The sequence below is a fragment of the Streptomyces sp. NPDC003635 genome (assembly GCF_053587635.1).
Genome location: NZ_JBSFOK010000001.1, coordinates 38,272 through 62,934 on the forward strand (window position 1 = coordinate 38,272; position 24,663 = coordinate 62,934).

The 24,663-nt window shown below is 70.7% G+C and carries 23 protein-coding genes and 4 tRNA genes; 12 read left to right on the forward strand and 15 right to left on the reverse strand.

Translation table 11 applies throughout. The annotated features are described in order from the left end of the window. The first annotated feature begins 32 nt into the window (after positions 1 to 32). Both ACWDRW_RS00160 and ACWDRW_RS00165 read left to right on the forward strand, forming a co-directional pair. A tRNA-Asp gene (locus ACWDRW_RS00160) sits at positions 33 to 107 on the forward strand. 153 nt (positions 108 to 260) lie between these two features. After that, positions 261 to 455: a DUF6274 family protein gene (locus ACWDRW_RS00165; RefSeq protein ID WP_451717784.1), complete on the forward strand. Its 195-nt coding sequence runs from the start codon at positions 261 to 263 to the stop codon at positions 453 to 455. A gap of 450 nt (positions 456 to 905) precedes the next feature. Here the strand turns inward: ACWDRW_RS00165 and bldC are convergent, their stop codons facing one another. Both bldC and ACWDRW_RS00175 read right to left on the reverse strand, forming a co-directional pair. Further along, entirely contained in the window at positions 906 to 1,112 is a 207-nt protein-coding gene (gene bldC / locus ACWDRW_RS00170) for a developmental transcriptional regulator BldC (RefSeq protein ID WP_003949541.1), read from the reverse strand. A 548-nt stretch (positions 1,113 to 1,660) separates the two neighbouring features. Beyond that, entirely contained in the window at positions 1,661 to 2,503 is an 843-nt protein-coding gene (locus ACWDRW_RS00175) for a hypothetical protein (RefSeq protein ID WP_451717787.1), read from the reverse strand. A gap of 221 nt (positions 2,504 to 2,724) precedes the next feature. Here ACWDRW_RS00175 and ACWDRW_RS00180 point away from each other — a divergent pair, with 221 nt between their 5' ends. Together ACWDRW_RS00180 and ACWDRW_RS00185 are read left to right on the forward strand one after the other, a co-directional pair. Next, a complete protein-coding gene (locus ACWDRW_RS00180) occupies positions 2,725 to 3,831 on the forward strand; it encodes a Leu/Phe/Val dehydrogenase (protein ID WP_451717789.1) in 1,107 nt (368 codons plus the stop codon). A 297-nt stretch (positions 3,832 to 4,128) separates the two neighbouring features. Then, positions 4,129 to 4,383 (forward strand): DUF3073 domain-containing protein, encoded by a 255-nt coding sequence (locus ACWDRW_RS00185; protein WP_451717792.1) that lies wholly within the window; start codon positions 4,129 to 4,131, stop codon positions 4,381 to 4,383. Between the two features lie 83 nt (positions 4,384 to 4,466). Here ACWDRW_RS00185 and purM read toward each other — a convergent pair whose 3' ends face one another. The 9 genes from purM to purS all read right to left on the reverse strand — a co-directional run bounded on the left by purM (position 4,467) and on the right by purS (position 13,639). Continuing rightward, positions 4,467 to 5,558: a phosphoribosylformylglycinamidine cyclo-ligase gene (gene purM, locus ACWDRW_RS00190; protein ID WP_451717795.1), complete on the reverse strand. Its 1,092-nt coding sequence runs from the start codon at positions 5,556 to 5,558 to the stop codon at positions 4,467 to 4,469. 34 nt (positions 5,559 to 5,592) lie between these two features. Further along, a complete protein-coding gene (purF, locus tag ACWDRW_RS00195) occupies positions 5,593 to 7,119 on the reverse strand; it encodes an amidophosphoribosyltransferase (protein WP_451717797.1) in 1,527 nt (508 codons plus the stop codon). 57 nt (positions 7,120 to 7,176) lie between these two features. Further along, positions 7,177 to 8,097: an META domain-containing protein gene (locus ACWDRW_RS00200; RefSeq protein WP_451717800.1), complete on the reverse strand. Its 921-nt coding sequence runs from the start codon at positions 8,095 to 8,097 to the stop codon at positions 7,177 to 7,179. Positions 8,098 to 8,156: 59 nt separating this feature from the next. After that, complete coding sequence (locus ACWDRW_RS00205) at positions 8,157 to 8,954, reverse strand: sterol carrier family protein (protein WP_451717803.1); 798 nt, start codon at positions 8,952 to 8,954, stop codon at positions 8,157 to 8,159. 10 nt (positions 8,955 to 8,964) lie between these two features. Further along, positions 8,965 to 9,798, reverse strand: a complete 834-nt coding sequence (locus tag ACWDRW_RS00210; protein ID WP_451717806.1) for a M23 family metallopeptidase — start codon at positions 9,796 to 9,798, stop codon at positions 8,965 to 8,967. A 33-nt stretch (positions 9,799 to 9,831) separates the two neighbouring features. Continuing rightward, positions 9,832 to 10,332 carry an ArsR/SmtB family transcription factor gene (locus ACWDRW_RS00215; protein ID WP_451717808.1) on the reverse strand — a complete coding sequence of 167 codons (501 nt, stop codon included), beginning with the start codon at positions 10,330 to 10,332 and terminating at the stop codon, positions 9,832 to 9,834. A gap of 111 nt (positions 10,333 to 10,443) precedes the next feature. Next, the gene (purL, locus tag ACWDRW_RS00220) at positions 10,444 to 12,702 is read right to left on the reverse strand and encodes a phosphoribosylformylglycinamidine synthase subunit PurL (RefSeq protein WP_451717811.1); all 2,259 of its coding nucleotides are present in this window, start codon (positions 12,700 to 12,702) and stop codon (positions 10,444 to 10,446) included. After that, on the reverse strand, positions 12,699 to 13,379 hold the full coding sequence (purQ, locus tag ACWDRW_RS00225) for a phosphoribosylformylglycinamidine synthase subunit PurQ (RefSeq protein ID WP_451717814.1): 681 nt from the start codon (positions 13,377 to 13,379) through the stop codon (positions 12,699 to 12,701). The genes purL and purQ overlap by 4 nt, the downstream gene beginning before the upstream one ends. After that, a complete protein-coding gene (gene purS, locus ACWDRW_RS00230) occupies positions 13,376 to 13,639 on the reverse strand; it encodes a phosphoribosylformylglycinamidine synthase subunit PurS (protein WP_015659417.1) in 264 nt (87 codons plus the stop codon). Before purS ends, purQ begins: the two co-directional genes overlap by 4 nt. A 280-nt stretch (positions 13,640 to 13,919) precedes the next feature. Between purS and ACWDRW_RS00235 the strand changes: the two genes are divergently transcribed. The 8 genes from ACWDRW_RS00235 to ACWDRW_RS00270 all read left to right on the forward strand — a co-directional run bounded on the left by ACWDRW_RS00235 (position 13,920) and on the right by ACWDRW_RS00270 (position 18,402). Continuing rightward, positions 13,920 to 14,237: a histone-like nucleoid-structuring protein Lsr2 gene (locus ACWDRW_RS00235; protein WP_451717817.1), complete on the forward strand. Its 318-nt coding sequence runs from the start codon at positions 13,920 to 13,922 to the stop codon at positions 14,235 to 14,237. A gap of 136 nt (positions 14,238 to 14,373) precedes the next feature. Beyond that, a tRNA-Gly gene (locus ACWDRW_RS00240) sits at positions 14,374 to 14,445 on the forward strand. A gap of 80 nt (positions 14,446 to 14,525) precedes the next feature. Next, a tRNA-Gly gene (locus tag ACWDRW_RS00245) sits at positions 14,526 to 14,598 on the forward strand. A 136-nt stretch (positions 14,599 to 14,734) separates the two neighbouring features. Further along, positions 14,735 to 15,691 (forward strand): ABC transporter ATP-binding protein, encoded by a 957-nt coding sequence (locus ACWDRW_RS00250; RefSeq protein WP_451717820.1) that lies wholly within the window; start codon positions 14,735 to 14,737, stop codon positions 15,689 to 15,691. Beyond that, entirely contained in the window at positions 15,688 to 16,464 is a 777-nt protein-coding gene (locus ACWDRW_RS00255; protein WP_451717823.1) for an ABC transporter permease, read from the forward strand. The genes ACWDRW_RS00250 and ACWDRW_RS00255 overlap by 4 nt, the downstream gene beginning before the upstream one ends. A gap of 25 nt (positions 16,465 to 16,489) precedes the next feature. Further along, complete coding sequence (locus ACWDRW_RS00260; RefSeq protein WP_451717826.1) at positions 16,490 to 17,692, forward strand: histidine kinase; 1,203 nt, start codon at positions 16,490 to 16,492, stop codon at positions 17,690 to 17,692. Then, positions 17,689 to 18,306 carry a response regulator gene (locus tag ACWDRW_RS00265; RefSeq protein ID WP_451717829.1) on the forward strand — a complete coding sequence of 206 codons (618 nt, stop codon included), beginning with the start codon at positions 17,689 to 17,691 and terminating at the stop codon, positions 18,304 to 18,306. Before ACWDRW_RS00260 ends, ACWDRW_RS00265 begins: the two co-directional genes overlap by 4 nt. Positions 18,307 to 18,329: 23 nt before the next feature. Beyond that, positions 18,330 to 18,402 (forward strand) — tRNA-Gly (locus tag ACWDRW_RS00270). A gap of 40 nt (positions 18,403 to 18,442) precedes the next feature. Here ACWDRW_RS00270 and ACWDRW_RS00275 read toward each other — a convergent pair. The 4 genes from ACWDRW_RS00275 to purD all read right to left on the reverse strand — a co-directional run bounded on the left by ACWDRW_RS00275 (position 18,443) and on the right by purD (position 24,528). Beyond that, entirely contained in the window at positions 18,443 to 19,342 is a 900-nt protein-coding gene (locus ACWDRW_RS00275; RefSeq protein ID WP_451717831.1) for a phosphoribosylaminoimidazolesuccinocarboxamide synthase, read from the reverse strand. 104 nt (positions 19,343 to 19,446) lie between these two features. Next, positions 19,447 to 20,952 carry a N,N-dimethylformamidase beta subunit family domain-containing protein gene (locus tag ACWDRW_RS00280; RefSeq protein ID WP_451717833.1) on the reverse strand — a complete coding sequence of 502 codons (1,506 nt, stop codon included), beginning with the start codon at positions 20,950 to 20,952 and terminating at the stop codon, positions 19,447 to 19,449. Between the two features lie 216 nt (positions 20,953 to 21,168). Then, positions 21,169 to 22,962, reverse strand: a complete 1,794-nt coding sequence (locus ACWDRW_RS00285; RefSeq protein ID WP_451718646.1) for a hypothetical protein — start codon at positions 22,960 to 22,962, stop codon at positions 21,169 to 21,171. Positions 22,963 to 23,277: 315 nt separating this feature from the next. Next, positions 23,278 to 24,528, reverse strand: a complete 1,251-nt coding sequence (gene purD, locus ACWDRW_RS00290; RefSeq protein ID WP_451717835.1) for a phosphoribosylamine--glycine ligase — start codon at positions 24,526 to 24,528, stop codon at positions 23,278 to 23,280. Between the last annotated feature and the right edge of the window lie 135 nt (positions 24,529 to 24,663).

Genomic DNA, 24,663 nt, shown 5'->3' on the forward strand with positions numbered 1-24,663 from the left:
AGCGCAACGCAGCAATAAGCGCCGCGAAACCTGGTCCTGTGGAGCAGTTTGGAGTGCTCGCCACCCTGTCAAGGTGGAGGCCGCGGGTTCAAATCCCGTCAGGACCGCATAGAGAGAAGAGCCCGGGTCGAAAGACCCGGGCTCTTCTGCGTGCGCGCCCCACGGACGTCCGAGGCGCTCCACGCCGTCTTGACGGCGTCACATTCGCTCGGTACCCAGAAACCAGGGCCCCTTCTCCGTACGGCCCCTGGAGGTGGCGTATGGCGGCTTCGGCTAGGCACGAGACGCGGGCGTTGCTCCGCGCGCATCTGGCGGCCGCTTCCTCCTACCGGCATCTCACCCGGCACTGTCCGATCTGCCATCAGCTCCTGCGGCTCGCCATGGACTCCGCGCCACCCCCCACGGAACCCGCGGAGGACGAGTCCGCCCAGGACGAGAGCCCCACGCCCGCGTGACCGTCGCCGGCCCCAACACCCGTACGCGCGTGGGACGCTGGAAGGCGTGGTTCCACTAGCGCACATACGCCAGGGGCAACAAGCTCCCTGGCATGTGACGGGTGTCACCGCATGAGTTTCCGGAACCGCGGTACTTACACCCCGCCTACAACTGGTCAATTTAATATGTGCAATTGCACCCCCCATGGGGGTGCGTCCACAGGAGATCCGACACCCCTCCCCAGGCTTCGACAAGGCCACACACAGAGCCCCTGGCGAGCAGGGTTCCGCGCACAAAAAAGATCGCGCTGGACTCGGCGGAGTCCAGCGCGATCCACGACACACCCTGTCAGTTGCCTGAAGCCTTGGGCGTGGGTCCTGTTGGGGCAGCACCCGCGTCGCTTGGAGCTGTGGGTTCCGGACGCCTCGGCACGTTGGGGGACCTGCCGAAATGCCCGGTTATGAAGTTGTTCAGGCCTCGCTGCGCTGCTGCGGGATGCCCGCGAGCAGAGCGCGGACCTCGGCCTCGCGGTAACGGCGGTGCCCGCCGAGCGTACGGATGGACGTGAGCTTTCCGGCCTTCGCCCACCGCGTGACCGTCTTGGGGTCCACGCGGAACATGGTGGCGACCTCAGCCGGGGTCAGCAGCGGCTCGGCATCAGGGGTGCGAGCGGTCATGAGCGGCCTCCTCGGGAGAACCGAACCTTCTCGGTTCTTTCCTCTAAATTCTGCACCTTGACCCGCGTTGCCCGAAATGGCGGACGCGAGTCGAGTCGGTTATAGGACGAACGGCTTGTCCTCGGCACTACAACTACACCATCTGTCCAGCCGCGTCGGCCAAACCGATGGAATTGCCCCTCCAGGTGTTCATCAGCGACGGAAGCCGATGGACCATGCCATAGCGGACAGTCACGCCACTGTGACGATCAGTCACAGGGCGATCAGGAGGCACCAGACCCCCCAAAGCGTGCAATGCGAGCGGAGTCCTCCCCGGACTCCTTGTCCTATTTTGGCATGAGGGAGGGCAAGAGACGCAAGGGCCGCGTAAGTGCGGTCCATCACGCTTGACACACCTTGGGCCGAACGCCCGGATCGGGACCTACGTCCCATGTTGACGAAACTTCAGCAACGTCGGGTGCGTCAGAAGGAGGACGAAACCCCAAAACGGGCGTCTGGTCAAACGTCAGTTCGTGACCTGACCCACAGTGACGCGCGCCACATGAGGGCTAGTTGGACGAGCGCCGGTCCCGGACCGACCGCCACCGCTCCACCAGCCGTCCGTACGCCACACCCGCCGCCGTGCCGTCCCCGGAGCGCAGCGCCGCGATGCCCTCGGCCACGTCCGCCGCCGAGTGGTCGTCCTCCAGCGCACCGGCCGGCAGGACGTGCACCAGGCCGCCGTAGTCCAGCTCGACCAGGGACCGCGGATGGAACTCCTCCAGCCAGCGCCCGACGTCCACCAGGCCGTCGATGAGCGGCCCTTCGTCGATCGTGTCCTTCAGCGTCCGCAGCGCCCGCGCCACCCGGCGGCGCGCCTGCACCATCGGCGTCCGGTAGCGCAGCAGCGGGGGGATCTCGCCGGTGCCCTTGTCGTAGCGCCGCTCCTCGTCGGAGACCAGGACGAACCAGTGCAGCGGCACCTGCCAGGTCGAGGTGCGGATCCAGGGTCTGGCGTCCGGATTGCGCTCCAGCCACCGCTCGTAGTCCTGCGTCGCCTGCCGCCGTACGACGGGAGGCAGCACCGCGTCGAGGACCGGCGCGGGAAGTTCCTCGGCCAGATCGCCGAGCGCCTGCCAGCCGCGCAGCCGAGTGCGCCACGGGCAGACGCAGACCACGCCGTCCACCTCCAGCACGAAGGCGTCCGGGCTCTCGTGCACGGGCACCGGGACCGGCGGGGTGGGCAGCAAGTCGGCGAGGGCGCGACGCAGTTCGTCCTGGTACGAGGGCCGGTCGGTGCGCCGGGCGTAGCGCGCCCAGTGCCCGCGTTCGGGTTCGGGGAAGGCGGCCAGCGGCTCGTACACACGCAGGTAGGTCGCGTACGGGACGATCACCGAGGACACCTTGGGCACGCCTGCTCCATCCCCCGCCGTCTGCCAGGAAAACCTCAGAAACCCGCTCACAAAGCCGCGGGAAAACTATGCAAATCGTCGCACGGGGGTACTCCAGGAGTAGGTGATCCTGAGCACGTCGAGGTGGCGGCGAGCCCCAGGCTCTAATCTCGTGCTCACAGTTCTCGCCACCCGCACGGGAGCTGCTCCCAACCGCCGCTACTTACCCAGGAGTCACCACAGTGACCGACGTAACCGGCGCACCTGCTGATGTACTGCACACCCTGTTCCACTCGGAGCAGGGAGGTCATGAGCAAGTCGTGCTCTGCCAGGACCGCGCCAGCGGCCTCAAGGCCGTCATCGCCCTCCACAACACCGCGCTGGGCCCCGCCCTCGGCGGTACGCGCTTCTACCCGTACGCGACCGAGGAGGAGGCCGTCGCCGACGCCCTGAACCTCGCGCGCGGGATGTCGTACAAGAACGCCATGGCCGGTCTCGACCACGGCGGCGGCAAGGCCGTGATCATCGGCGACCCGGAGCAGATCAAGACCGAGGAGCTGCTGCTGGCCTACGGCCGGTTCGTGGCCTCCCTCGGCGGCCGGTACGTCACCGCCTGCGACGTCGGCACCTACGTCGCCGACATGGACGTCGTCGCCCGCGAGTGCCGCTGGACCACCGGCCGCTCCCCGGAGAACGGCGGCGCCGGCGACTCCTCCGTCCTCACCGCGTTCGGCGTCTACCAGGGCATGCGGGCCTCCGCCCAGCACGTGTGGGGCGACCCGTCGCTGCGCGGCCGCAAAGTCGGCATCGCGGGCGTCGGCAAGGTCGGCCACCACCTGGTGGAGCACCTGCGTGCCGAGGGCGCCGAGGTCGTCATCACGGACGTGCGCGAGCAGGCCGTGGGCCGGATCCTCGCGGCGCACCCGGAGGGCGTGACGGCCGTCGCCGACACCGCGACCCTGATCCGGGTCGAGGGCCTCGACATCTACGCCCCCTGCGCGCTCGGTGGCGCCCTCAACGACGACACCGTGCCCGCGCTCACCGCGAAGATCGTCTGCGGTGCGGCCAACAACCAGCTCGCCCACCCGGGTGTGGAGAAGGACCTCGCCGACCGCGGGATCCTCTACGCGCCCGACTACGTGGTGAACGCCGGCGGTGTCATCCAGGTCGCCGACGAGCTGCACGGCTTCGACTTCGAGCGGTGCAAGGCCAAGGCGGCCAAGATCTACGACACCACGCTGGCCATATTCGCACGTGCGAAGGCGGACGGGATCCCTCCGGCCGCCGCCGCCGACCGGATCGCCGAACAGCGGATGCAGGACGCCGCCGCGGCGCGCCGGGCGCGCTGATCCGCGGACGGCCCGGAGATTGACCGGTACCCGCCGGTGGGCACTTAGAGAGAACTCTCACTTCTACCGGCGGGTCGACCGGCGATAAGTGGTTAAAATCGCCGTTGACCAGCGAGGACGGGGCGCCTCGAAGGTCCTGTGCACACGCGCGTGCTGCGGGCGACGTACCGTATGGGCGCGGGCTCAGGTACCGTGGAAGCCCTACGGACCGGTCTCTCTGCGGAGAGCCCGTTCCAGATCATGAACGCGTGTCGAGACTCTGGGGCCGTCGAGCCCCGTCACCGAGGGGGTCGAGCCATGGGGCGCGGCCGGGCCAAGGCCAAGCAGACGAAGGTCGCCCGCCAGCTGAAGTACAACAGCGGCGGGACTGACCTGTCGCGTCTGGCCAGTGAGCTGGGCGCTTCGACTTCGAGCCAGCCGCCGAACGGCGAGCCGTTCGAGGACGACGAGGACGAAGACGACCCGTACGCCCAGTACGCGGATCTCTACAACGACGACGACGAGGACGAGGACGACGAGTCCGGTCCCACGTCGCAGCGTCGCGGCGCTTGACGTAGCTCGCTTCGCAGTTACCGTCACTACTGCACTTCACCCGGTCCGGGGCCTCGGCGCTGGACCGGGTTTCGTGCTGCCGATCAGGCGTAGTCGCCCACCAGCGCGGCACCCTCGGTGTGCTCGCCCCGGTCCGTGATCTCGCCCGCGACCCAGGCTTCGACCCCACGGTCGGCCAGGGTCGCCAGAGCCACGTCGGTGGACTCCTCGGGCACGATCGCGATCATGCCCACGCCCATGTTGAGGGTCTTCTCCAGCTCGAGGCGCTCGACCGAACCCGTCTTCCCGACGAGGTCGAACACGGGAGCGGGGGTCCAGGTGGAGCGGTCGACGATCGCGTGCAGCTCGTCCGGGATCACACGGGCCAGGTTGGCGGCGAGTCCGCCACCGGTGATGTGCGAGAAGGCGTGCACATCGGTGGTCCGGGTGAGCGCCAGACAGTCCAGCGAGTAGATCTTGGTCGGCTCCAGCAGCTCTTCGCCGAGGGTGCGGCCGAACTCCTCGATCCGCGCGTCCAGGGCCAGACCGGCCTGGTTCAGCAGGACGTGGCGGACCAGCGAGTACCCGTTCGAGTGAAGACCGGAGGCCGCCATGGCGATCACGGCGTCACCCTTACGGATGCGATCCGGGCCGAGCAGCCGGTCGGCCTCCACGACGCCCGTACCGGCGCCGGCGACGTCGAAGTCGTCCGGGCCCAGCAGGCCGGGGTGCTCGGCCGTCTCGCCGCCGACGAGGGCGCAGCCGGCGAGCACACAGCCCTCGGCGATGCCCTTCACGATGGCGGCGACCCGCTCGGGGTGGACCTTGCCGACGCAGATGTAGTCGGTCATGAACAGCGGCTCGGCGCCGCACACCACGATGTCGTCCATCACCATCGCCACCAGGTCGTGGCCGATGGTGTCGTAGACGCCCAGCTGGCGCGCGATGTCGACCTTGGTGCCGACACCGTCCGTGGCGGAGGCGAGCAGCGGGCGCTCGTAGCCCTTGAGGGCGGAGGCGTCGAAGAGGCCGGCGAAACCGCCGAGGCCGCCGAGGACCTCGGGGCGCTGCGTCTTCTTCACCCACTCCTTCATCAGCTCGACGGCGCGGTCGCCCGCTTCGATGTCGACGCCTGCAGCCGCATAGCTGGCACCGGTGCCCGCGTGCGAAGCACGCTGATCAGACTCAGCAGACATAGGGGTGAGAACTTTCGTGTCGTACTACGGGGGCTTACGGGCGACGGATCGCGTCGGCCGCGGCCGTGGCGGCGGGCCCTGCGGCCAGCTCGGTCTCCAGGAGTTGCTTGCCGAGCAGCTCGGGGTCCGGGAGTTCCATCGGGTACTCGCCGTCGAAGCAGGCGCGGCAGAGGTTCGGCTTGGCGATGGTGGTCGCCTCGATCATGCCGTCGATGGAGATGTACGCCAGGGAGTCGGCGCCCAGCGAGGTGCCGATCTCGTCGATCGTCATGCCGTTGGCGATGAGCTCCGCGCGGGTCGCGAAGTCGATGCCGAAGAAGCAGGGCCACTTCACGGGCGGCGAGGAGATCCGGATGTGGACCTCGGCGGCGCCGGCCTCGCGGAGCATGCGGACCAGGGCCCGCTGGGTGTTGCCGCGCACGATGGAGTCGTCGACGACCACCAGGCGCTTGCCCTTGATGACTTCCTTCAGCGGGTTCAGCTTGAGGCGGATGCCGAGCTGCCGGATGGTCTGCGAGGGCTGGATGAACGTACGGCCGACGTAGGCGTTCTTCACCAGGCCGGCGCCGAACGGGATGCCGGAGGCCTCCGCGTAGCCGATCGCGGCCGGGGTGCCGGACTCCGGGGTCGCTATGACCAGGTCGGCCTCGACCGGGGCTTCCTTCGCCAGCTTGCGGCCCATCTCCACGCGGGAGAGGTACACGTTCCGGCCGGCGATGTCGGTGTCCGGGCGGGCGAGGTAGACGTACTCGAAGACACAGCCCTTGGGCTTCGCTTCCGCGAATCGGGAGGTGCGCAGGCCGTTCTCGTCGATGGCCACGAACTCGCCCGGCTCGATCTCGCGGACGAAGCTGGCGCCGCAGATGTCGAGGGCGGCGGACTCCGAGGCGACGACCCAGCCGCGCTCCAGGCGGCCGAGGACCAGCGGGCGGATGCCCTGCGGGTCGCGGGCCGCGTAGAGGGTGTGCTCGTCCATGAAGACCAGCGAGAAGGCGCCCCTGACCTGCGGGAGGATCCGGTGGGCGGCCTCCTCGATGGTCAGCGGCTTGCCGTCCTCGTCGACCTGGGCCGCGAGCAGCGCGGTCAGCAGGTCGGTGTCGTTGGTCGCCGCCACACGCGGGGTGCGGCCCTCCTGCTTGGGCAGGTCGGCGACCATCTCGGCGAGCTGGGCGGTGTTGACGAGGTTGCCGTTGTGGCCGAGCGCGATGGAGCCGTGCGCGGTGGCGCGGAACGTCGGCTGGGCGTTCTCCCACACGGAGGCCCCGGTGGTCGAGTAGCGGGCGTGTCCGACCGCGATATGACCCTGGAGCGAACCGAGAGAGGTCTCGTCGAAGACCTGGGACACAAGGCCCATGTCCTTGAAGACGAGGATCTGGGAGCCGTTGCTGACCGCGATTCCCGCGGATTCCTGGCCCCGATGCTGGAGGGCGTAGAGCCCGAAGTACGTGAGCTTTGCGACCTCTTCGCCCGGAGCCCAGACACCGAAGACGCCACACGCGTCCTGGGGGCCTTTCTCGCCGGGGAGCAGATCGTGATTGAGTCGACCGTCACCACGTGGCACGGCTCCGAGTGTAGGCGAGATCGACCACTGGTCCGAATTCGTGGAGAGTGGGCTTTCTTACTTCGCCGCGGACTTCGCACGGGCGACGAGACCGTCACCGGAGGCCGCCGTGAGGGTCAGTTCCTGGTCTTTCTGCTGGTAGGACACCTTGCCGGCCAGGATGTCGATCAGCTCCTGCTCCGCCTTCATCACCGGGCCCTCGCACAGCATCTTCGTGGTCGACAGCCGCCCGAACTCGATCGTCCCGTCCTTGACGGTCGCCTTGCCCCGGAAGTTGTTGCAGCCGAGGTTGCCGCTCACCGAGCCGTCCTCGGCCAGGGTCAGGTGGGCTTTGGCGCCCTCGGGCAGGGACTGGGCCGTACCGTCGTCGCCCTTGCCGGAGAGCAGGGTGTCGACGGTCCACTTCGTGCCCTCCAGGGCGGGCTCGGGCTCCGCGCCCTTCGCCGGTCCCTCGGTCAGGGTCATGGAGTCGCCGTCGCCCCTGGTCAGGGTGAGGGTCTTGGTGCCGTCGCGGTCCTCGATCGCGGCCTTCAGAGTGCCCGTGAAGACACTCTGGAAGCGCTCCTCGAACTCCTGCACCGGCCCGGGGCAGCCCATCGCGGTGGTGGCGAGGTCGGTGATCTTCACGGTGTCGCCCTCGATCTCGACATCGGCGCCGAAGTCGTTGCAGCCCACCGAGCCGCCGGACCTGCCGCCGTCGACGCCCGGGTCGGTGGCGCCGGGCTTGAAGGTGATGTGCGCCTGGTCGACGCGGAACTGCTTGTCGTCGGTCGGCAGCTCGTACGTCCTGCCGTCGACGGTGACCTTCTGGGGCACCCAGCGGGTGTCCGCGATGTCGGCGGCCTTGGTGCTCCCGGTGGTCTTCCCGCCGTCTCCGACCGAACCGCTGTCGCTGCCCGACTCCGTGCCGCAGGCGGCCAGGACGGCGGTGCCGGCCAGGGCCACGGCGGCGTACTTCACACTTGTCGTCCGCTTCATGTCCCTTGGACGCACGAGGCGCGTGTTGGGTTCGGGGTCGTTACCGGTCCGTTGTGTCGTCAGGCCATCAGGGGCAGCAACGCGCCGAGAGCGGCCCGCTCCCCGCTCGCGCTGACCTTCGCCTCCTGGAGGGCGTCCTGCCACGCCAGCCGCCCGGTCGCGAGCCGGATCCAGGTCAGCGGATCGGTCTCCACGACGTTCGGCGGGGTGCCGCGGGTGTGCCGGGGGCCCTCCACGCACTGCACCACCGCGTACGGGGGGATCCGCACCTCGGTCGAGCCGCCGGGCGCCTTCACGGCGAGGGCGTCGGCGAGCAGCCGGGTGCAGGCGGCCAGGGCCTGCCGGTCGTACGGGACCTCGAGACCCGGCACGGCGGCGTTGAGGTCGTCGGTGTGGACGACGAGTTCCACGGCGCGGGTGACCAGGTAGTCGGCGAGCGGCAGGGCGCCGGCGTTGGTCTGGAGGAGCCGGGTGCCCGGGTGGGTGTCGAGCTGCTCCTCCAGGGTGCGCGCGATGTCGGTGAGGTAGGTGTCGAGGTCGGGGTGGGCCTGGACCAGCCGCCTGGTGAACTCGTCGATGGCCGAGGAGCTGGCGCCGGTCGCGAACGGCCAGTCCAGCAGCACGGCGTCCGGCCTGGGCGGCTCCGGCAGGTCGAGGGAACGCCCGATGGCGGTCAGCGCCATCCCGATGTGCGCGACCAGTTCCCGCACGGTCCACTCGCCGAGCCGGGTGGGCAGCGCGAGTTGGTCGGGCGTCAGCCCGCGCACGGCGTCCTGGACGTGCCGCAGCTGGGCGAGGACGGCGGTGCGGGTCTTGGCGGGGTCGTAGGCGCGGGCGCGCTTCTTGGCCGGGGGCATGCGATCAAGCCTAGGCAGAGCGCTCGGCCGGCACGGGCACTTCGAAGACCTCGCCGTTGCCGGGGACGCCTATGCCCCGCCAGCGGAACGGCAGGCCGCGGGCGGTGTCCGGGTCGGGTCCGTCCATCAGCTGGAAGTGCACATGCGGCTCACTGGAGTTGCCCGAGTTCCCGCACCGGGCGAGCACCTGCCCGGCGCGCACCCGGTCGCCCTCGGCCACGGCCAGCGAGGAGCGGTTCAGGTGGGCGTAGAGGGCGTGGGTGCCGTCGCCGAGGTCGAGGACGAGGTGGTTGCCGACGATCCGCCGGACGCCCGCCATCTCGCGCACCGACGCCTCGGCGAGCATCAGATACAGCAGCCCGGGCAGCGAGGTGCGGCTGAGATGGTCGCGCTGCCGGTCCTCGGCCCGGACGACCGTGCCGTCGGCCACCGCGAGCAGCGGGGCGCCGAAGGCCGGGAAGTCGGTGCTGCGCCGGGCGAGCGGCCACAGGGCGCGGAAGCCGGGGCGGGCGCCCGGCTCGGGCTCGGCGACGAGGTCGATGGCGTAGGTCTGGCCGTAGGCGTGGGTGCCATGGCTCGGGGTGCGGTCCGCCGGGCTGTTGAGCGCCGACCAGCGGCCGGTGACGGGCGGCTCGACCTCCATCGGCTCGCGCTCCTCGGGCTGCCCCGCGGGGGTGCGCGCGGGCCGGTTGGCGGCGACGACGAGGGCGTATGCCGGGACCAGGAGCAGGAAGTTCCACCAGTGCGGATAGCCGAGGTCGAGCCAGACGTCGGCGGTCATCAGACCGAAGAAGGCGACCAGCAGGAGCCGGAAGCCGATCATGGCGAGTTTGCGTGCGGACATGGTTCCCCCCGTGGTGCGGTTGTTCTCGATGGCCTACGGCCGGGCCGCCGCGAGCATGACCAGGAGGGGTACGACCCTTCCCGGCGGCACCTCGTAGCGCCCGCGTGCGGTGGTGTGCAGCCAGCCCCCTGCGGTCAGTTGGGGCAGGTGGTGGTAGATCTGGCCGCTCGTGCCGATCTCCTCCAGCGCGGTCAGCTCGGCCACGGTGCGCCGGCCGCCGAGCACCTCGCGCAGCAGCCGCAGCCGGACCGGATGGCCGAGCGCGGCGAGCGCGTCGGCGGATTCCGACCACTCCTCGTCCAGCAGGTCCTCGACGAGCGCGGTGTGCTGCCAGCCGTACTGCTCACCGGTGGGCAGTCGCACCTCTCCGGTGAACAGGACGCCTCCGTCCGCGGCTCCCGCCTCGGACATCTGTTCCTTCAATGTCTCCAGGGCCCAGAAGTGGCCTTCGCCGACGCGCGGGGTGGTCCGGCCCGCTGTTTCGATGGCCGCCAGTCGGCGTTCGAGATCGGCGACGCGCTCTTCCAGGTCCATGCTTCGAGATTACGTAACTACGTAATTCCGTGCAAGCACTCTTTCCGGTGAACATGCCGAAGCCCCCGCCCGGGTGACCGGACGGGGGCTTCTCAGGTACCTGCGGGACGACTACGCCAGCAGCGCCGGGATCGTCGCCTCGTGCACCTCGCGCAGCTCCTCCAGGGAGAGGGCGAACTCGCCCTGGACGTCGACCGTGTCGCCGTCGACGACACCGATACGGGTGACCGGGAGGCCCCGGGCGCCGCACATGTCGTTGAAGCGGACCTCCTCCGAGCGGGGAACGGCGACGACCGCACGGCCCGCCGACTCCGAGAAGAGGAAGGTGAAGGCGTCCAGACCGTCGGGGACGATCAGCCGGGCGCCCTTGCCGCCGAGCAGCGCCGACTCCACGACCGCCTGGATCAGACCGCCGTCGGACAGGTCGTGCGCGGAGTCGATCATGCCGTCGCGGGAGGCGGAGATCAGGATCTCGGCGAGCAGGCGCTCACGCTCCAGGTCGACCTTCGGAGGCAGGCCGCCGAGGTGGTCGTGGACGACCTGGCTCCACGCCGAGCCGCCGAACTCCTCACGCGTGTCGCCGAGGAGGTAGAGCAGCTGCCCCTCCTCCTGGAAGGCGACGGGCGTACGGCGGGCGACGTCGTCGATGACGCCGAGCACGGCCACGACCGGGGTCGGGTGGATCGCCACCTCGCCGGTCTGGTTGTAGAGGGAGACGTTGCCGCCGGTCACCGGGGTGCCGAGCTGCTGGCAGGCGTCCGCCAGACCGCGGATGGCCTCCGCGAACTGCCACATCACCGCCGGGTCCTCGGGCGAGCCGAAGTTCAGGCAGTCCGACACGGCGAGCGGCTTGGCGCCGGTCGTCGCCACGTTCCGGTAGGCCTCCGCCAGCGCCAGCTGCGCGCCCGCGTACGGGTCGAGCTTGGCGTAGCGGCCGTTGCCGTCCGTCGCGATGGCGACGCCGAGGCCGGTCTCCTCGTCGATGCGGATCATGCCGGAGTCCTCCGGCTGGGCCAGCACGGTGTTGCCCTGCACGAAGTGGTCGTACTGCGAGGTGATCCACTTCTTGGAGGCCTGGTTCGGGGAGCCGACCAGCTTCAGGACCTGGTCCTTCAGCTCCTCGCCCGTCGCGGGCCGCGGCAGCTTGCCGGCGTCGTCCGCCTGGAGCTCGTCCTGCCAGGACGGGCGGGCGTACGGGCGCTCGTAGACCGGGCCGTCGTGCGCGACCGTGCGCGGGTCGACGTCGACGATCTTGCCGCCGTGCCAGTAGATCTCCAGCCGGTCGCCGTCCGTGACCTCACCGATCACGGTGGCGATGACGTCCCACTTCTCGCAGATCTCCAGGAACCGGTCGACCTTCGCCGGCTCCACGACCGCGCACATGCGCTCCTGCGACTCGCTCATGAGGATCTCCTCGGGCGAGAGCGTGGAGTCGCGCAGCGGTACGTCGTCGAGGACGACGGTCATGCCGCCGGAGCCGTTGGACGCCAGCTCGCTCGTCGCGCAGGACAGGCCCGCCGCGCCGAGGTCCTGGATGCCGACGACCAGCTTCTCCTTGAAGGCCTCCAGGGTGCACTCGATGAGGAGCTTCTCCTGGAAGGGGTCGCCGACCTGGACGGCCGGACGCTTCGACGGCTTGGCGTCGTCGAAGGTCTCGGAGGCCAGGATCGAGGCGCCGCCGATGCCGTCGCCGCCCGTGCGGGCGCCGTAGAGGATGACCTTGTTGCCCGCGCCGGACGCCTTCGCGAGGTGGATGTCCTCGTGCCGCATCACACCGATGGCACCGGCGTTGACCAGCGGGTTGCCCTGGTAGCAGGAGTCGAAGACGACCTCGCCGCCGATGTTGGGCAGGCCCAGGCAGTTGCCGTAGCCGCCGATGCCGGCGACGACGCCGGGCAGCACGCGCTTGGTGTCGGGGTGGTCGGCGGCGCCGAAGCGCAGCGGGTCCACGACCGCCACCGGCCGCGCGCCCATCGCGATGATGTCGCGCACGATGCCGCCGACACCCGTGGCCGCGCCCTGGTAGGGCTCCACGTACGAGGGGTGGTTGTGCGACTCGACCTTGAAGGTCACGGCGTAGCCCTGACCGACGTCGACCACACCGGCGTTCTCGCCGATGCCGACGAGCAGGGCGTCCGACTGCGGGGCCTTCTCGCCGAACTGGCGCAGGTGCACCTTGGAGGACTTGTAGGAGCAGTGCTCGGACCACATGACCGAGTACATGGCGAGTTCGGCGCCGGTCGGGCGGCGGCCGAGGATCTCGACGATCCGCTCGTACTCGTCCTTCTTCAGGCCGAGTTCGGCCCAGGGCAGCTCGACGTCGGGGGTCTCGGCCGCGTGCTCGACCGTGTCCAGAGGCGTCCGGCTCATGCGTTGACCAGCTTCTTGAGGATCGAGGTGAAGAAGGGGAGACCGTCGGTGCGGCCGGTGCCGATGAGCGGCTCCGTGGCGTGCTCCGGGTGCGGCATCAGGCCCACGACGTTGCCGGCCTCGTTGGTGATGCCGGCGATGTCGTTGAGCGAGCCGTTGGGGTTGAAGTCCAGGTAGCGGAAGGCGACCCGCCCCTCGGCCTCCAGCTTGTCCAGCGTGTACTGGTCGGCCACGTAGCGGCCGTCCATGTTCTTGAGCGGGATGTGGATCTCCTGCCCGCTCTCGTAGTCGCTGGTCCAGGCCGTGGACGCGTTCTCCACCCGGAGCTTCTGGTCGCGGCAGATGAAGTGCAGGTGGTCGTTGCCGAGCATCCCGCCGGGGAGCAGATGGGCCTCGGTGAGGATCTGGAAGCCGTTGCAGATGCCGAGGACCGGAAGACCGGCCTTCGCCTGCTCGATGACGGTCTCCATCACCGGCGAGAAGCGGGAGATGGCCCCGGCGCGCAGATAGTCGCCGTAGGAGAAGCCGCCCGGGAGGACGACCGCGTCGACCTGACGGAGGTCCTTGTCCTTGTGCCAGAGGGCGACCGGTTCGGCGCCCGCGAGGCGGATCGCGCGCTGGGTGTCCCGGTCGTCGAGACTTCCCGGGAAAGTGACGACGCCAATACGAGCGGTCACTTGGCCGCCTCCGCCACTTCTTCCACCTTGACGGTGAAGTCCTCGATCACGGTGTTGGCGAGGAAGGATTCCGCAAGATCGTGGATGCGGGCGAGCGCGGCCTCGTCGACCGGCCCGTCAACTTCCAGTTCGAATCGCTTTCCCTGACGGACGTCCGAGATGCCTTCGAATCCCAGCCGCGGCAGTGCGCGCTGCACCGCCTGGCCCTGGGGGTCGAGGATCTCCGGCTTGAGCATGACGTCGACTACGACGCGTGCCACGTGCACTCCCGGTGGTGTGGTGCTGAGCTGGTTCCTGCAAGGTGGTTTCAGACTACCTGCACAAAATTTCTACGCGCGTCGACTTGTAGGAATCTACGTGAGGGCCGTCACGAGCGGCGACAACGACAGCCGTCCATGAAAACTTCCGGAAAAGATCCCAGATCGACACCTGATAGCTATTGCGCTCGGACACGCGGGGGGATTTAGTCGAACTTCACAATGCAATGTCGGGCACTGTACAAATGAATTGTCAGCTGGCCGCACGAAGGGACCGATATTCGTGGCGCAGAAGGTCGTGGTCACCCTCTTTGACGACATCGACGGCTCGGAAGCGGCGGAAACGATCGCCTTCGGACTCGACGGCAAGTCGTACGAGATCGACCTGAACCCAGCGAATGCCGAGAAACTGCGTAAGGCACTCGAGCCGTACGTGGAGGCCGGCCGCAAGCGCTCTCGCTCCGGCAAGGCCTACCGGCAGACCGAGGTCGCCCCCGACCCGGCGGCCGTCCGGGCCTGGGCCCAGGCGAACAAGATGGACGTACCGGCCCGCGGCCGGATCCCGAAGAAGGTCTACGAGGCGTTCGCCGCGGCGCAGTGACCGCCCCCGGGGCCCCCGTCCTCAGGGTGCGTCAGCGGGCCCTGAGGACAACCGACTTGCGCTGCACCCCTGTCGGTCGGCTAGAGTCTGGAGCACGCCGAGGGCGGGGCCGAAAAGCCCAGCTCACGGAGTACATGCGGGTGTAGTTCAGTAGTAGAACATCCCCCTTCCAGGGGGAAGGCGCAGTGTGCAATTCCTGTCACCCGCTCTGCATCGCCGTACCGAGCATCCTTCTGGATCAGGTAGGCTGGTGCTCGCGCCGATCGGTGAGAGCCGGTCGGAGGCAATGCGGACGTAGCTCAGTTGGTAGAGCGCAACCTTGCCAAGGTTGAGGTCGCGAGTTCGAGCCTCGTCGTCCGCTCTCTTTCGAAGGCCCCCGGTTCTCCGGGGGCCTTTCGTGTTTCCCATGACTCCCGCTCCTCGCTTCTGACATTTGTCATGTCGGGTGATGACAGCACGCACTGCCAACGGACTCCGCCCGCCGGGACGCTGAAGTCATGGACAGGAACGAACACGAACACGTGATTGAGGTCACCGACCTGCGGCGTGTGTACGGGGGCGGGTTCGAGGCGGTGCGCGGAATCACCTTCTCGGTGGCCCGCGGTGAGGTCTTCGCGCTGCTCGGCACCAATGGCGCGGGCAAGACCTCCACCGTCGAACTGCTGGAAGGGCTCGCCCGGCCGGCCGCCGGCAGCGTCCGGGTGCTCGGGCACGACCCGTTCGCCGAGCGGGACGCCGTCCGGCCGCGCACCGGCGTGATGCTCCAGGAGGGCGGCTTCCCCTCCGAGCTGACGGTCGCGGAGACCGCGCGGATGTGGGCGGGGTGCGTGAGCGGGGCGCGCTCCGAGCGGGAGGTGCTGGAGCGGGTCGGGCTCGGTGGGAAGACCGGCGTACGCGTCAAGCAGCTGTCCGGGGGTGAGCGGCGGCGGCTGGACCTGGCGCTCGCGCTGCTCGGCGACCCCGAGGTGCTCTTCCTCGACGAGCCGACGACCGGCCTCGACGCCGAGGGGCGGCGGGACACCTGGGCACTGGTGCGGCAGCTGCGCGACTCCGGCACGACCGTGCTGCTGACCACTCACTACCTGGAGGAGGCCGAGGACCTCGCCGACCGGCTGGCCATCCTGCACGAAGGACGCATCGCCGCGGCCGGCACCCCGGCCGAGGTGACCGCCGCCCAGCCCTCCCGGATCTCCTTCGAACTGCCCGAGAACTACTTCCTGGGCGACCTGCCCCCGCTGGACGAGCTGGGAATCACCGGGCACGAGATCGAGGGCCGCCTCGTACGGCTGCGCACCCACGAGCTCCAGCGGGCCGCCACCGAACTGCTGACCTGGGCCGGACGGGCCGGGGTCGAACTGCGGCGGCTGGACGTGCGGTCGGCCTCGCTGGAGGAGGCGTTCCTGGGCATCGCGCTGGAGGCGTCCGCGCACGAGACGAAGGAGTACGCGGCATGAGCGGCACCGTCACCACCCCGGCCGGCCGGATGAAGGCCCTGGCCCGCGCCGAGCTGACCCTGCTCGGCCGCACCAGGGGCACCCTGGTCGCCGCCCTGTTCGTCCCGCTGGTCCTGCCGTTCAGCGTCTGGTCCGCGACCAAGGACATGGACCTGGACGAGTACGGCCTCACCGTCGGCACCGTCGTCCTGCCCGCCGCCGTCGGCTTCTCCCTGCTCTTCGCGGTGTACGGCGCGCTGGTGGGCGTGTTCACCGCCCGGCGCGAGGAACTCGTGCTGAAGCGGCTGCGCACCGGTGAACTGCGGGACGGCGAGATCCTCGCCGGGTCCGCCCTGCCCGCCGTCACCACCGGCCTCGGGCAGTCCCTCCTGCTGGTGGCGGGCTGCACGGTCGTCCTGGACGTGCCCGCGCCCCGCGCGCCCCATCTCGCCGTCCTGGCCCTGCTGCTGGGTCTGGTGCTGTGTGCCGCGCTCGCCGCCCTCACCTCGGCGTTCACCCGCACCACCGAGAGCGCCCAGGTCACCACCCTGCCGCTGCTGCTGGTCTCGATGCTCGCTTCCGGCATGACCTTCCCGCTGGAGATGCTGCCCGGCAAGGTGGCGTCGGTGTGCGAACTGCTGCCGCTCACCCCGGTGATCACCCTGGTACGCGGCGGCTGGACCGGTGAGCTGTCGCTGTCGCAGACGGCGGGACCGGTGCTGATCGCCCTGGCCTGGACCGCGCTGGCCGTGTTTGCTGTACGACGGTGGTTCCGGTGGGAACCGCGGCGCTGAGGTGCGGGAAGAACGGGAGACGCGCGTGTCCGGGGGATGGTGGCGGGGCAAGAGCACGCCGGCGAAGGTCGAGACGTACACGCGCTGGTCGTTCCACTTCTTCGGGGTGGCCGAGCTCTTCTCCATCGGCTTGGCCGCCTTCGGTCAGGCCGGGCCGGCGATCGGCACCTGGCTGCTGGTCGCCGTGTCCGGCCACGCAGCGGTCGCCATGGTGACCGCCTCCCGGGCGCTCGACTGGACGCGCGGGCAGCGGGAGCAGCCGGTGCGGCTGCTGTGGACACTGGCCGCGGTCACCGCGGTCATCGCCGTGGCCGCGCTCGCGCTGCTGGAGCACGGGCCCGGCGACAAGGACGTCGAGACCGCCGCGGGCACCGTCTTCGGCGGGGTGACGGCCTTCGGGGCGGGCACGCTGGCGCTCGGAGTGCGGGAGCGCAGGCGCATGCTCGCCGTCGTGGGCGGTTTCGCCGCGGGCGCCGCGGTCGTCACCTGGCCGCTGGGGCTGCCCGCGACGGCCTCGCTGGCCACCGCCGCGGTGGTGCTGGTCGGCGGCGGATTCCTCGCCTTCACCTCCGCCTTCTCCGTCTGGCTGCTCAACGCCGTCTACGAACTCGACGAGGCGCGCGAGACCCGCACCCGGCTCGCCGTCGCCGAGGAGCGGCTGCGGTTCGGGCGGGATCTGCACGATGTGATGGGCCGGAACCTGGCGGTCATCGCGCTCAAGAGCGAGCTGGCCGTGCAGCTCTCGCGGCGCGGGCGGCCGGAGGCGGTGGAGCAGATGATCGAGGTGCAGCGCATCGCGCAGGACTCCCAGCGCGAGGTGCGCGATGTCGTACGGGGTTACCGTGAGGCCGACCTCGGGGCGGAACTCGCCGGGGCGCAGGGGGTCTTGACGGCTGCCGGGATCGCCTGCGAGGTGAGCGGGCCGGTCGACGGGCTGCCGGCCGAGGTGCAGTCGGCGCTCGCGTGGGTGGTCCGGGAGGCGACCACGAATGTGCTGCGCCACGGGAACGCGGAGCGGTGTTCGGTGTCGGTGCGGGTGCGGGAGGGGCGTGTGGTGCTCATGGTGGAGAACGACGGGGTGGCTGGAGGCGCCGCCAAGGGCTCCGGGTCCGGGCTCGCGGGACTTCGGGAGCGGCTCGCCGCCGTGGAGGGCACCTTGGCGGCCGGGGCCGAAGGGGCCCTGTTCCGGGTGGTGGCGGAGGTGCCGCTCGGGGTGGTTGTGGCGTGAGTGACGAGCCGTTGCGGGTTCTGCTGGCCGATGACGAGCATCTGATCCGGGGGGCGCTGGCCGCGCTGCTCTCGCTGGAGGACGACCTGCTCGTCGTCGCCGAGGCGGCGTCCGGACCCGAGGCGCTGGCGATGGCCCGGGCCCACCGGCCCGACGTCGCCGTGCTGGATCTTCAGATGCCCGGGGCGGACGGTGTGAAGGTCGCCACATCGCTGCGGGCGGAACTGCCGTCCTGCCAGGTCATGATCGTGACCAGCCATGGCCGCCCGGGACATCTCAAGCGGGCGCTTGCGGCGGGTGTGCGCGGGTTCGTCCCCAAGACCGTCAGCGCCCAACGGCTCGCCGAGATCATCCGCACGGTCCGCGCCGGAAACCGTTACGTGGACCCCGAGTTGGCCGCCGACGCGATCTCCGCCGGGGACTCCCCGCTGACCGCGCGGGAGGCCGAGGTGCTGGAACTGGCCGCCGACGGCGCGCCCGTCGCGGAGATCGCGGAGCGGGCCGCGCTGTCCCAGGGAACCGTGCGGAACTATCTCTCCTCGGCCGTCTCCAAGCTCGGGGCGGAGAACCGTCACGCGGCGGTGCGGCTCGCGCGCGAGCGAGGTTGGGTATAGTTGCTCTCGCGCCACGGCGCACTGCGGACGTAGCTCAGTTGGTAGAGCGCAACCTTGCCAAGGTTGAGGTCGCGAGTTCGAGCCTCGTCGTCCGCTCTCATTCGAAAGGCCCCCGGTTCTCCGGGGGCCTTTCGCGTTACGCCCAGCTCGTGCCCGTCAGACGCTCGTACGCCTCCACGTACTTGGCGCGCGTCGCGTCCACGACCTCCTGCGGCAGCGGCGGCGGGGGCTGCTCGCTCTTGCGGTCCCAGCCGGAGGCCGGCGAGGTCAGCCAGTCGCGGACGAACTGCTTGTCGAACGACGGCTGCGCGCGGCCCGGCTCCCACTGGTCCACCGGCCAGAAGCGGGAGGAGTCCGGGGTGAGGACCTCGTCGGCGATGACGAGGGTGTCGTTCTCGAAGCCGAACTCGAACTTGGTGTCCGCCAGGATGATCCCGCGCTCCCGGGCGATGTCGCGGGCCCGGGAATAGACGGCGATGGTGGCCTGGCGCAGCTGGGCGGCGGTGTCGGCGCCGACCTGCCGGGCGACCTCCTCGTAGGAGACGTTCTCGTCGTGCTCGCCGACCGCGGCCTTGGTGGCCGGGGTGAAGATCGGGGCGGGGAGTTCACTGCCGTCGACCAGGCCCTCGGGGAGGGCGAGGCCGCAGACCGTACGGGTGTCGTTGTACTCCACCAGGCCCGAGCCGGTGAGGTAGCCGCGGGCCACGCACTCCACCGGGACCATGTTCAGCGACTTGCAGATCAGGGTGCGGCCGGCCCAGTCGGCGGGCGCGCCGGGCGGCAGCTCGGTGCTCAGGACGTGGTTGGGCGCCAGGTCGGCGAGCTGCTCGAACCACCACAGGGAGAGCCGGGTGAGGACCCGGCCCTTGTCGGGGATCTCGGTCGGCAGCACCCAGTCGTACGCCGAGATGCGGTCGCTGGCGACCATCACGAGGTCGCCCGCCTCGTTCTGGTACAGGTCGCGCACCTTGCCGGTGTGGAGGTGTACCAGGCCCGGAACCTGGATGGGCTCGGGCTTTTCTACGAATCCGGACACGGTTCCTCCCCGTGGTTCTGTCCAACGGGTCGATTGTCCCGTATGAGCCGCTGACCTTGGACTTGGGGTCCTGTTGGGCCGTCACCGGAGTCCTTGGCGTGGGGTCAGTCACGCTTGCAGATGCGGTCCAGGAGGTTGGCGGTGGCGCGCTGGACGCGGGTGTCGACGTGACCCGGGCGGTCCAGGGCCGGGGACCAGGCGAAGGTGCCGGACGCGAAGACCAGGGCGCCGGAGGGGGCGCGGTAGAGGGACGTCTCCTGGTGGCGCAGGACGCCCTCGCTGTCGGCGTACGGGGAGTGCGCCAGCAGGATGCGCTCCTCGTGCTCGGGCAGCGCGGTGCGCGGGAAGTAACGGTCGGCCTCGCCCGCGACCATGCCGGCGAGCTCGTCGCCGTCGTGGGCGCCGGTGGCGGCCCACAGCCAGTGGTCGGCGTTGCGGACGATCAGGGGGTGGGGCTCGGGGACCCGGCCCGCGTACTGGATGCCGACCAGCTGCTGCTCGGGGCGGTCGATCTCGCGCCACAGGACCGGCCTGCCCGGGCCCCTGCGCTTGCGGCAGGTCAGCAGGCGGTCGGGGACACCGGACGGGGAGGGGCCCAACTCCACCTGCCAGTACATGGTGTTGGCGGAGAGGAAGACCAGCGAGGTGCCGCTCTCCCTGGCCAGCTCCGCCGTGCGGCGCATGTGGGGGGACCAGTACTCGTCGTGGCCGGGGAAGACCAGGCCGCGGTAGCGGGTGGGGTCGACGTGTCCCGCGTGCAGGTCCCGGGCTTCGGCGTAGGCGAGGTCGTAGCCGTAGCGCTCGGCGAAGCGGATGAAGTCGTAGGCGTGGCCGACGTGGAGGGGCAGGCCCGCGCCCGCGTACGGGCGGTCGAAGGAGACGGTCGTCGCGGCGTCGGCCTCGCCGAGCAGCCGGCCGTCGTCGTCCCAGGCGTGGTAGAGGCTGGCGCCGGTGCGGCCGTCCTCCGGGTAGAGGTTGTACGCCTGCCAGGTGATGTCGGGCAGGAGCAGCAGCAGATCCGCGGGGTGGTTGTCGCGGACGGTGAACGGGATGTGGGAGCGGTAACCGTCGAGGGTGGTGAGGACCGCCACGTACGCGCCGATGCTCCAGTACGACGGGATCTGCAGCCGCCAGGAGAGCCACCAGTGGTGGCAGGAGACCGTGCGGTCGGCGGTGAGGGGCGGAGGCTGGACGATGCCGGAGAGCCGCGGGCTGGTGGTGATCTTCGCGGCGCCGTCTCCGCCGTAGTGGCCGATGCGGTAGATGTCCACGCTGAACTGCTGGGGCGGGTCGACGGTGATGTGGAAGTCGACGGCCTCGCCGGGGGCGACCGCGCCGGTGGAGGTGAAGCCCTTGATCTGACGGTTGACGTCGTCGGCGGAGCGGGGGCCCTCGGTGCGGCGGGCGCCGGCACGGGGGTGGGGGACGCGGTGTTCGTACGACGACGTCGGGGCGTCCTGGGTGTCGACGTACCAGGGGACCACCTGGCCCGTGTCGTCGAAGTACGTCTCCGTGCCGCGGAGCCAGGGGACGGGGCCTTGGCCGAAGGGGTCCGTGACGGCGTGCGCGAGTGCTCCCGACTCCCAGCGGCGGATCCGCTCCGACCCCATGGTCGCTCCCCTCCCTCATGCCCCCGTGGCCCTGCGAGTTGGTGGCCTGTCGGCCTGGCGCGTATGGCGTGATGGTGACGACCGGATGTCGTAAGCCCTTGCCATGTGCGCGATCGGTCCCAGCACATCACATTGCGCACGCATGCTGTCACTATTCGTTGCGAATTGGCCGAAAGTGGAATGAGAGGCTCCGGTCAGAGCCGGGCGTGGGGGCCGTCAGACGAGACGTACCGGCTTTTCCGGGCGTATACCGGCTTCGACGAGCCACGCCTTGAGGGGGGCCGGGTCGCCGTCCTCGATGAGGCTGAGGACCCGGGGGGTGAGGTCGGCGGCGCGCTCTCCGTTGACGAGGAGGGTGGGGCCGTCGAGCCAGTCCAGGCCGGGGGTGGCGCCCGCGGTGTCCATGGCGGCGCAGCAGACCATCGCGGTGACGTGGTCGGTGAGCAGCTCTCGCGCCGAGCGAGGAGGCTGGAGCGGGAAGAGGGGAAGGGCGCCGTCGTCCCAGAGGGAGGTCGGGTCGGGGGTGGGCGGGGTGCTGGGGGCGCTGTTCGCCTCCTCGCGGGCCAGTTCGGCGGTGAGGCCTGCGGCGAGGGCGGCCGCACGCTCGTTCTCGGCCTCGGTCTCGCCTTCGGCCCACATCGCGTGCGCGTCCGCGTCGCCCGGAGCGCTCTCGTCGCCGGGGAGCGCGGATGCGTCCGTGGAACTCGCCGTCTCCCCGCCCGTCGACCTCGCGGCCGCGGGCGCGTCCGTCGCCGACAGGTGGTCCAGGACCCGGGAGAGGGTGGGCCCGTCGGGACGGGGGCTCGGGCGGCGGACGCCCAGGGTGTCCAGCACCTTGTGGAGGCGGGCCGCGTCGGTGCGCCACTTGCGGTCGACCACCTCCTCCGGGTACTCCTGCCAGTCCACGGGGGACCAGTCCGGGCCCGATTCGGCGGGGCCGCCGTGGAACAGACGGGCGGCGAGGAGCGACGCCGCCTCGTCCACCGCGCCCGGTTCCTCCAGGAGGTCGCAGGCCGGGCGTTCGCCGAGGCGGGAGGCGAAGCCCTCGGCCAGGCGGTCCCGGCGGGACAGTTCCGTCAGGGCCGCCACCACGCCCGCGTCCAGGCGGGACGGCCAGCGGCCCATCCGCCAGGCCGGGAGGGCCACCCGGGTCAGCAGACGGTCCCAGCCCGCGTAGGCCAGCCCCACCTGTTCCTGGGCGACGATCCGCAGGCCGTAATCCACAGCCTGTGCACGCTCCGCCGCGGCCGCCGCCACCCCTCGCTCCATCTCCGCCGCGTGCTCCCGGCAGCTGCGCAGCAGCAGGCGCGACACTCGGCCGACGCCGGAGAGGGCCGTCCGGGTCAAGGGTCCGTGGTGGGGCGCCGATGACACCGCCACCGCCGCGTCCAGGCCCCGTACGAAACGGCGGGCCGCGGCTATGTCCGGGTGGGCGGACGGGCCCGTGCCCGCCACCACCGGGGCCAGGACCGCGCGGAGTTCTCCCACCCGCATCCACCACAGGAACGGCGAGCCGATGACCAGGACCGGCGCCGCGGTGGCCCGACGGTGGGGGCCGCGCAGGCCGCCCGTGAGCTCGTCGCGGCTTTCCGGCGCGGGCGGACCGTGGGCCGGGTGAGTGCGGTCCTCCAGCCAGCTGTCGCAGTCCGGCGTGAGCGCTATCGCGGACGGCGCCGGTACGTCGAGCCGGTCGGCCAGGTCACGCACCATCCGGTACAGGTCGGGGGCCGAGTCCTCCGCGATCGCGACGCTCGGACTGACGGCCGGCCTGGAACGGGCGACGACCAGCGCGATACCGGCCGCCGCGAGCAGCACGAGCACGGCGACACAGGTCACCACCCAGCGGGCGGCGTGCCAGCCCGAACCGACGAGGTGGCCGGTCGAACCGCCGGCCAGCAGCACCACGGCGAGCGCCGCGGGCAGCAGGGCCACGGCCAGGGCCCGGCTGCGGATCCGCAGCACCGCCAGCGCCCGCGCACGCGCGCTCTGCGCGCCCGCCTCCACACCCATACCGGTCACGACCGGACCTCACCCCCTCCCCGATGCGCCGCACGTGCCGGCCGCACTGCCTGTCCCACCTGTCCTGGTGTTGGTCACTCCCCCACTGTGGCACCCGCCACCGACATCGCAATGCCGGTGGGCCAAGTGCCGGAACGCTTGCGCCGCACCCTAGTTGGGGTGCGGGGCCCCGTCAGCCGGATGGGGCAGCGCTCACTCGATGGAATGGCTCTGGGGAAAGGTGGATGACGGACGGCAAGCATCAGGCCCCGGTTCCTGAGACGGATCCGGGGCCTGGAGGGTTCATCGGGGACGGCTGCGACAGGCCTACTCGGCGGCCGCCTTCGCCGCGATGTCCGTACGGTGCTGGGAGCCGTCGAGGCCGATGCGGGCGACGGCCCGGTAGGCGCGCTCACGGGCCTGCGCAAGGTCGCCGCCGGTCGCCGTGACCGACAGGACCCGCCCGCCCGCGCTGACCACGGCGCCGCCGTCGGACCTGGTGCCCGCGTGCAGCACGTACGCGTGCGGGGCGTCCTGGGCGGCGACCTCGTCGAGGCCGGTGATCGGATCGCCGGTGCGGGGGGTGCCGGGGTAGTTGTGCGAGGCGACGACCACGGTGACCGCGGCGTCGGAGCTCCAGCGCAGCGGCGCCAGATCGGCGAGGTCGCCCTTGGCGGCGGCCAGCAGGACCCCGGCGAGCGGCGTCTTCAGACGCGCGAGCACGACCTGAGTCTCGGGGTCGCCGAAGCGGGCGTTGAACTCGATCACGCGCACACCGCGGGAGGTGATGGCGAGACCGGCGTACAGCAGCCCGGAGAACGGGGTGCCCCGGCGGCGCATCTCGTCGACGGTCGGCTGGAGGACGGTCTCCATGACCTCGTCCACCAGCTTCGGGTCGGCCCAGGGCAGCGGGGAGTACGCGCCCATGCCGCCGGTGTTCGGCCCCTCGTCCCCGTCCAGGGCCCGCTTGAAGTCCTGCGCGGGCTGGAGGGGCACCACGGTCTCGCCGTCGGTGATGGCGAAGAGGGAGACCTCGGGGCCGTCGAGGAACTCCTCGATGACGACTCGGTCACACGCGTTGGCGTGCGCCTTCGCGGCCTCCAGGTCGGCGGTCACGACGACGCCCTTGCCGGCGGCGAGACCGTCGTCCTTGACGACGTAGGGGGCGCCGAAGGCGTCGAGGGCCTCGTCGACCTCCTCGGGCGTCGTGCAGACGTACGACCGCGCGGTCGGGACCCCGGCCCCGGCCATCACGTCCTTGGCGAAGGCCTTGGAGCCCTCGAGCTGCGCGGCCTCCTTGGAGGGGCCGAAGACCGGGATGCCCGCCTCCCGCACGGCGTCGGCGACACCGGCGACGAGCGGCGCCTCCGGCCCTACGACGACCAGCTCGGCGCCCAGCTCGGTCGCCAGCGCGGCGACGGCGGCGCCGTCCAGGGCGTCGACCCGGTGCAGCTCGGCGACCTCGGCGATGCCTGCGTTGCCGGGGGCGCAGTGCAGCGCGGTGACGTCGGGGTCGAGGGACAGGGAGCGGCACAGGGCGTGTTCGCGGGCGCCGCTGCCGATGACGAGGACCTTCACGGGGGTCAGCCTAACCGGAGCGGGGGCGGCGGCATTGTGCGGGCTGCTGAAGGGGGAGGGCGGCGGGGGTTGTGTTTTCGTACGAAGCGCACGAAGCGTGCGGGGTGTGCGGGGCGGCGGCGGGGTGATGGCGTA